5 protein-coding genes and 1 pseudogene are annotated in these 7,589 nt (G+C 26.6%); 2 read left to right on the top strand and 4 right to left on the bottom strand.

Features of this window, described 5'->3' with window-relative positions; genetic code table 11:
- Positions 1 to 20: 20 nt before the first annotated feature.
- Both AJN58_RS06040 and AJN58_RS06035 read right to left on the bottom strand, forming a co-directional pair.
- Positions 21 to 251: a hypothetical protein gene (locus AJN58_RS06040; protein ID WP_002881838.1), complete on the bottom strand. Its 231-nt coding sequence runs from the start codon at positions 249 to 251 to the stop codon at positions 21 to 23.
- A gap of 255 nt (positions 252 to 506) precedes the next feature.
- Positions 507 to 1,022: an Hcp family type VI secretion system effector gene (locus AJN58_RS06035; protein WP_044779685.1), complete on the bottom strand. Its 516-nt coding sequence runs from the start codon at positions 1,020 to 1,022 to the stop codon at positions 507 to 509.
- A gap of 133 nt (positions 1,023 to 1,155) precedes the next feature.
- Here AJN58_RS06035 and tssM point away from each other — a divergent pair, with 133 nt between their 5' ends.
- Both tssM and AJN58_RS06025 read left to right on the top strand, forming a co-directional pair.
- Positions 1,156 to 4,683 carry a type VI secretion system membrane subunit TssM gene (tssM, locus tag AJN58_RS06030; RefSeq protein ID WP_070276497.1) on the top strand — a complete coding sequence of 1,176 codons (3,528 nt, stop codon included), beginning with the start codon at positions 1,156 to 1,158 and terminating at the stop codon, positions 4,681 to 4,683.
- A complete protein-coding gene (locus AJN58_RS06025; RefSeq protein ID WP_044779682.1) occupies positions 4,680 to 5,579 on the top strand; it encodes an FHA domain-containing protein in 900 nt (299 codons plus the stop codon). Before tssM ends, AJN58_RS06025 begins: the two co-directional genes overlap by 4 nt.
- A gap of 3 nt (positions 5,580 to 5,582) precedes the next feature.
- Here AJN58_RS06025 and AJN58_RS06020 read toward each other — a convergent pair whose 3' ends face one another.
- Both AJN58_RS06020 and AJN58_RS06015 read right to left on the bottom strand, forming a co-directional pair.
- Positions 5,583 to 6,851, bottom strand: coding sequence for a hypothetical protein (locus AJN58_RS06020; RefSeq protein ID WP_070233293.1), 1,269 nt, complete (start codon positions 6,849 to 6,851; stop codon positions 5,583 to 5,585).
- 18 nt (positions 6,852 to 6,869) lie between these two features.
- Positions 6,870 to 7,589 (bottom strand): annotated as a pseudogene (locus AJN58_RS06015) (hypothetical protein); the annotation flags it as partial.

Genomic DNA, 7,589 nt, shown 5'->3' with positions numbered 1-7,589 from the left:
CAAAATACCCTAGAATCTTATTATACTTTAGGAAGTTCATTTAACTTACACATATTCCTAAATTGCCAATAACTAGGCTCTAAATAATAAGAATAAGGAGTATAATAAAAGATAATTAAGCCTATACTTCCAAGAAAGACTAAAAACTTTGAAACGCTTTTTGTAGATTTAAAGATGATTTTATAAATAAATTTTAATATAAGATAAGAAAGAATAGTAGAAATTATAATAAGAAGTAATATATATGTCATGGGTTATCTCCTTAGATTCTCTATTTTATTAAAATTAAGATGTAATTTTGTGGTTTGATAAAGATTAGCTCGCTAGCATCCAAACATAGAAGACAAAAATTGCTCATTAAGATAAATGATTTCATGTATGAATAAATAGTATTATAATTTAGAAAGTAGTTTTGTAATTAAAACCAAGAAAACAAAATATATTTTTAAGATATAACCCCGACTATAATTACGCATTTTAGTCGGGATTTTTTAAGATAATTATAATTAAGCTTTACCTTCTCTCCAATCATCACTTCCGCTAGTTCCAGCAGCAGTATGTTCCCAAACTACTTTTCTATAACTCATTGAAACTTTTAAAAGCTCGGTTTTATCATGATTACTTGACTCTTGTGCATTTGGCATTATTAATTCAATATTTGTAATAATTGCATCTTCCAATTTTGTAGTAAAAAAATGTTCAGATCCGCCACTTGCTGCAGTTCTAAACCAATGAACTTCGACTGTTGGAAGTCTTTCTCCTTTGGTAAGTGCATTATATAACAAAGGCACGGACTTATTCAATGAGCAAGTAAAAGAAAAGGGCTTATGAACTCTTTGTCCAGAAGGTTGCCCACTTTGCTGATCAACGGGTACAGTTACGATATGAGATACCTCTTGCGCCATGATTTCATCTTCATGACCTGATTTATATCTATTGCCAATACTCGCTTCAGTAGATGCACCACTTGAAATCAAACCTTGTGTGGAACCTTCAATTCTTATAAACGCTGGTTCAGCCATAAAAAGAACCTCCTTTAATTTTTTTTAACATTCAAAATTGTATCATTTTAATCTTAATCTATATAAATTTTTGTAAAATATTTGTATATTGATATTAATATTTATTTGTTTTTACTTTAAATAAGGAATAACGATGTTTAAAAAAATATTTGATTTTATAAAATCAAGATTATTTATAACTGCTTTTTTACTTTGTTGTATTTTTCTTTTTAGTGTTTTATTTTGGTTTTGGGGTCCTTTAATAGCTTTTAACGACATATATATTTTTAGTAGCTCATTTTTAAGATTTAGTATTATCTTGATAATTTGGCTTATTGTTTTTTTATTTTTTTTATTAAAGCCTATTATAAATTTTATATCTTCTTTAAAAAGTGAAAAAAGATTAAAATTTAAAGACCTAAAAAAAGAAGCTGATGAGTTTATTTACAAATCTAAAAGAAACTTCTTTTTATCTCTTAAAGATGCCAAAGAAACATGGAAGAATGATTTAAAAACAAAAAATTTACCCTTAATTATCATCATAGGAAATGAAGGGGCTGGAAAAAGCACTTTTATCAATTATTCTAACATCGAATATCCACTTAGCGATAGTTTAGAGTCTTATAAAAAATTCCATAAGTCTACTAGAAATTTTGCACTTTATGTATCAAAAAAAGGTGCTTTGTTAGATACAGAAGGAAACTATTTTTCACAAGAAGAATTTTTTAAGCCTACAAGTAGCGATGAAATACCCGAAGATGATATAGATAAAAATAGAGATTTTTTAATTAAAAAAAATATATGGAAAAAATTCCTTACTTTTCTCAATAAAAATTTTTTTCATAGCAAACTAAATGGAATTATTTTAGTTGTTGATACTGTCCTTTTCTTAAATAATCCTAAGGAGTATTCCAAAAATCTTATTAGATATCTAACAAAAAGAGTAAACGAATGTGAAAAAACTTTGAATTTAAAGTTGCCCATCTATATAGTTTTTTCAAAACTTGACTTGATGGAAGGCATGAAAGAGTATTTTGATATTTTCGATAAAAAAATTTCGGATAAAATTTTAGGATTATCTTTTGATAAAATCTTAAGTGAAGAATTTTTAAATAATGAATTTAAAGAATTAAGTGATTCATTATTATGCTCTTTAATGAGTAAAAATTCCCATATTTACAATATGGAAAATAAAAATAAAAGCTACTTATTTTTAAAACAATTTGATAATTTATTTGCATTAGCAAAGACTTTTATTTTGGAAGTACAAGAAGAAAATAAGCTTAAAAATAATTCTTATCTTAGAGGAGTTTATTTTGTTAGCGCCTATCAAGAAAATATTCCTAGAAATTTCTTACTCGATGCCATATGTGAGAAATATAACTGCAAAAAAGTATTATCAAAATCCAATATTATACATAATAAACAAAGCTATTTTGTTAAATCACTGCTCGAAGATTTAATTTTTACAGATTATTCTTTAAGCGCTATGAAATCTTATTCTAAAAAATTATCTTTTTTAATTATAATTTTAATCATAAGCTTTGGAACATATGCTATATCTTCTTATTTTATAAGTAAAAACAATAAAGAATTCGAAAAAAGCCAAAATACCTTAAGATCTTTACAATTGCTTCTTAAAGATCAAGATTATCAAAATTTAAATATTAAACAAAAAGCTGACTTCTTAATTGAATTGAGAAATATTTTAAATACTTATCCTGAACTTTGGCAAGATAATAATATATTTCAATATTTAAATCTAAATCTCTCATACAAAGGATTTAAAGAAGCTAAACAACTTTATTATAAACTGAATGAAGATGTGTTAAAAAATACTTTATTAAAAGAAATGGAATATACTTTACTTACCGATACAAATAAAGAAAATTTAATCAAAACATTATATATGTATAGATCTTTGTTTAAACAAAAATATTTTAATAAAGAAATACTAAAAATTTGGATTAACGAGAATTGGAATACTTTAAGTAAGTATTCAATCTCTAAAGATGACTTTCTAGAAGGGGTGGATGAGCTTAAACAATTTAATCTTAAATCTTTTACAGAAGATGAAAACAGTATACATACAGGAAAAAGAAAACTTGAGAGTATAAGTAGAACTCAAAGAATTTACATTCTTCTTAATTTTTTAAATAGCGATAAACCTAAAGAAAAATATCTTATAAAAGAGGATTTAGGTTTTGCTGCAAATAGTGTATTTTCAAATAATTCTCAAATAACTTCTATAGATAAAATATATACAAAAGTTGGTATGATGGACTTTTTAAATGATTTAAATCAACAAGTTGACACCGCAATCAATATTGAATCTTGGATGCTAGATAACAATTTTAAAGAAAATAAAAACACTTTGACTATGGGTATTTTAAAATTATACTTAAGTGAATACCAAAATGCTTGGCAAAATCTACTCGCTTCATTGCAACCTGTTAGGTATAATACCAAAGAGGCAATGCTTAATGAGCTTAATATCTTATCAAAAAAAGAAAACCCTTTATATTCTTTGTTAAAAATTGTTAGTTCTAATACAAATTTAAATGATGCAGTTTTACTAACTCAAGCCTACAATTTAGGATTAAATGCTGGGGAAATTAGATCAAATTTTATTGGGGTAAGCAATGCTTTCACACAATATCATAAGCTAGTAAACAAAAATACACTTTTGAGTGTTGGTAATATAGAAGTGGGCAAAGGCACTGATGATGAAAAAATATTAGATATTCTTAATACAAGTATTGCAAATATGTCCAATAAAATTATAGATTTTAGTTCTAATAATAACCAAAGCGCTGAAGAAAAAATTTCATATGCTCTTGGAGGCAATAAAGATGCCAATGATCCTTTTGCTGTATTTCAAATGAACATAAAAAAATTACCTAATGATTTAGAGAGATATTATAGTCAGCTTTCTAATTATTCGTGGAATTTTATAGAAAATCATGGTATTTCTTTATTTAATACTGCTTGGATTAATGAAGTGTATAATCCATTTGTTAATGATATTGCGCCATATTATCCTTTTAATGATGAGAGTGTAGCAGATCTTAGTATGGATAGTTTTAAAACATTTTTTGGAAGAAATGGGACATTAAATAGTTTTTATAAAAAATACTTGAACAATGTTTTGGTAAAAAGAAAAAATAACTATTCTGTCAATTCTCAATTTGCTTCAAAATTAAATTTCTCTAAAGAATTTTTAGATTTTATCACCAATGCAGGCAATCTCTCTAGTCTCATACTAAATGGTAATGATAATATAAAAGTTAATTTTACTATTCAAAGCCTTGATTTAAGTGCGGATTTTTCCTTTATAAAGCTTGGCTATGATAATAAAAATATCCAATACGATCATACTCTTAATCAAACCCTACAAATTGTAGCAGAAAAATTCAATAATGGAACAAGTTTAAATTTTACAGCCTATAACTACTCTAATCCTAATTTAAATTATACAAAATCATATAAAGGAGAATGGGCATGGTATAAGTTTATAAAAGATAATAAAAGTAATTCTATATACAGCATTATATTTAACAATAATAAAAACTTATATTTTGACTTTGAAATTATTAACGGTGCTAGTGAATTAAATAATATAGTTTATATTTTAAATAATCTTAAAATAGTAGAAAATATTACAGGGGTAAATAAACAATGATAGAAAAAGAAGAAATAGGAATTACTATTGAGAATTATGACGAATGTATTAGTGGTTCTAAAACATTTGTATTTAACACAAAGGGTGGAACTATAGGAAGCGGTGATGATTGCACTTTTCGTATTCAAGATAAACTAGAACAAATCAAAAATACCCATGCCATAGTATCTTATGAAGAAGGATCTTTTACAATTGCGGCTTTTGAAGATTCTGACATTTATTATAATAAGTCCTTTTCTAGAATGCCAAGTGGCTATGAAATAATAATCAGTATAGGCGATATTTTTAAAATCGGTAATTTAGAATTTAGATTTGTGGATGCAAAAAGCATTGAAGCAAGCATTAAAGAAAATAAAAAATACTTAGAAGATATTGAAAAACGCAATCATTTTGATGAAATTGAAATTAAGCCTAGAGGAAAAACAAGTATAAATTTTGACAAAAATAAAGAGTTGAAAGAGATTTTAGAAAATAATGATTATAAATTTATCGAAGAAGAAAAGGCAGATGATAGCTTTTTAAAAGAAATAATTCAAAAAAATCCAAATTCATTAGAATATGAAAATGTTTTAAAAAGTTTGGTAAAAAATTTAAAAGATATTAAAACAAAACAACAAAACTCTAAATTAAATAATGATTATTCTCCTATCAACATTAAAGATTTTGAAAGTATTATTAATAATATACCCTTAATCAAATCCACAAGATTGATCAATATTTTAGCCCTTAGCCTAATCGCAAAAGAATTATATACTCCAATATTTGAAGAAATGGAAGAAAATATGTTTATTAAATATATTGAAGCTGCCATACAAAATAATATTAAAGAAGATAAGATTCTTTTTGAAAATCTTACCATCAAAGCATTGGAAAAGTATATTAAAGATTTTGAGTGATTTTTACTCTTTGATATTATGCTCTTTAGCATAAGCTAGTATTTTAGCTCGAAGTTCTTGCGGAAAATTATATCTATAAATAGCAGGAATTCTTGGATCAAGGAGTTTGTCTAAATATCCTCTTTTATAAATCCATTCTAATCTTTCAGGTGTAAAATAATAAGGGGCATTAGGATAGCCTTGAGGAGGAGTGAGGGCTGCTAATTTGGCGCTTAATACTAGAGTATCTCTATCTAAAGCAGCTTGTTGTTCACTCCAATCATTTGGAGTATCTACATCAAATCTTGTTACCATTCCATTTTCGTATCCATCCATAGCATCATCAAATTTATTTCTACTTTCAGGAGTAGAATCTATATCTCTTGGATCTTTTAATTTGCCTTTTTCAATATCATCATATAAAGCCCAAATGATCCTGCCTTCTTCATCATAGGCAAAATCATATTTATTTAAATCAATCGTCCAATCTGCTCCTATAATCTCATCTAAAAAAGGAAGCATACCAAATTCATCTAATAAACTCTCATAATGATGATCGTGTAAATCGTAAATCATTTTTGCTCTAAGCTTATTCCAATGTTGCCCTGTAAGAAAAGAATTAGAACACAATACTGCTAAACCTAAACTTTTAAAAGCATTTTTATCTCCAAGTTGAGCTTGTAAAAACAATGCTTGTTGTTGTCTTGCTTTAAATCCTACGGCAGCTGTGGGACTAGCTTTAATATTTCCCAAAAGTAAAGCAGACAATTCCCATTCATTAAAGAAAGAATAAGATTTTAATGTTCCACGATGAGAACTTACTTCATCGTAAATATAGGCGTATTCTTCATTGATTAAATATCCTTTTTCATCTACATTAGCATAAGCATCATAGGGTATATCTATAACCACAGATCTTAATCCACTTCTTATTGCTAAATATTTATATCTTTCTCTTTTAGTTTTTAAAGATTTATAATAAGCTTTTTCTGCTTTAGTCCAAGGAGCTATAGCTCCTTGGATAGGATCTTTTAAATATATGCTTTGCCAATCTTTAAATTCAAGCAAAGTAGATTTCTCCCCTGTGTGAAATTCAGGATCTAGGTATTGGGGTTTATAGTCTTTGTAGGGGGAGTTTTTCATAATATGATAAGATTTAAAAACCGCTTTGGAATATTCTTCGGTATAGTTGCCTGTGGGCTTAACATTTTCTTTAAAGAGTATTTTATTGGTATCTTTTTCCACATCTAATGTTAATCCATTAGGTGTATAAATCTCATAAGTTTCACTCATTATCTATCCTTTCTTAATTTAACCCATGTATAAACCATCTTCTATGATTATAGTAGTAGCTAGTCTGCCTATGAAATTAGGCGGAGTTTTTGTTTCTGATGTGATGTCAGCATTTGCACTTGCTTTGCTAGTGTTATTTTCTCTTTTGCCTATAGCTTTCAAGCTTTCTTTATTTCCATTTATCCCCATATACATAGCCTTAAGATTGTTTTGTCCTATGATATTGAGTTTTTCTAGTAATCTTCTGGTTTTATTTTTATCTTCTATATATCTTCCTGTTTTATCTTTACTTGTATTGTAAATTCCATTAGCAAAATCTTGTAAAATTTGTAAAGCTTCATTGTAAGCATGAATAGGACTATCTTCATCCTTTTTAAAAGCACTAATTTGCTTTTCTTTATTTCTAAACTCTTTAAACAAAGGATGATTACAAGGAAGTTGATATATAGTGCATTTTTTAAGTTCTAAAGATTTTAACTCTTTAAAATAAAAAGTATAATCATCTATAATATATTTTTGTTCTTTTATATCCTCTAAAGCAGTTGCATTTCTTTTCTCATCAATAATCAAATAAGACAAAAGTCTTTTTAAAAGAAATTCTTTATTTTCTTCAAGCTTTTGATCTATTTCATAATGAAAGGAAAAATGAGTGTCAAAAACTCCTGTGCAAAGATCTATGCCATAAAAAATTTTCTTTAAATCAAAGCTAATGAATTTCGAATTGATTGCAAAAGGATA

This window comes from Campylobacter sp. BCW_4321, from assembly GCF_001763075.1.
GTDB lineage: Bacteria > Campylobacterota > Campylobacteria > Campylobacterales > Campylobacteraceae > Campylobacter_D > Campylobacter_D jejuni.
The sequence above is the reverse complement of the archived record's forward strand: the minus strand, read 5'-3'. Positions and strand labels throughout refer to the sequence as shown.

What these genes read in the sequence shown, in the direction of transcription:
- AJN58_RS06040 (WP_002881838.1), bottom strand. Translation starts at nt 251, where the DNA reads ATGACATATATATTACTTCTTATTATAATTTCTACTATTCTTTCTTAT.
- AJN58_RS06020 (WP_070233293.1), bottom strand. Translation starts at nt 6,851, where the DNA reads ATGAGTGAAACTTATGAGATTTATACACCTAATGGATTAACATTAGAT.
- tssM (WP_070276497.1), top strand. Translation starts at nt 1,156, where the DNA reads ATGTTTAAAAAAATATTTGATTTTATAAAATCAAGATTATTTATAACT.
- AJN58_RS06035 (WP_044779685.1), bottom strand. Translation starts at nt 1,022, where the DNA reads ATGGCTGAACCAGCGTTTATAAGAATTGAAGGTTCCACACAAGGTTTG.
- AJN58_RS06025 (WP_044779682.1), top strand. Translation starts at nt 4,680, where the DNA reads ATGATAGAAAAAGAAGAAATAGGAATTACTATTGAGAATTATGACGAA.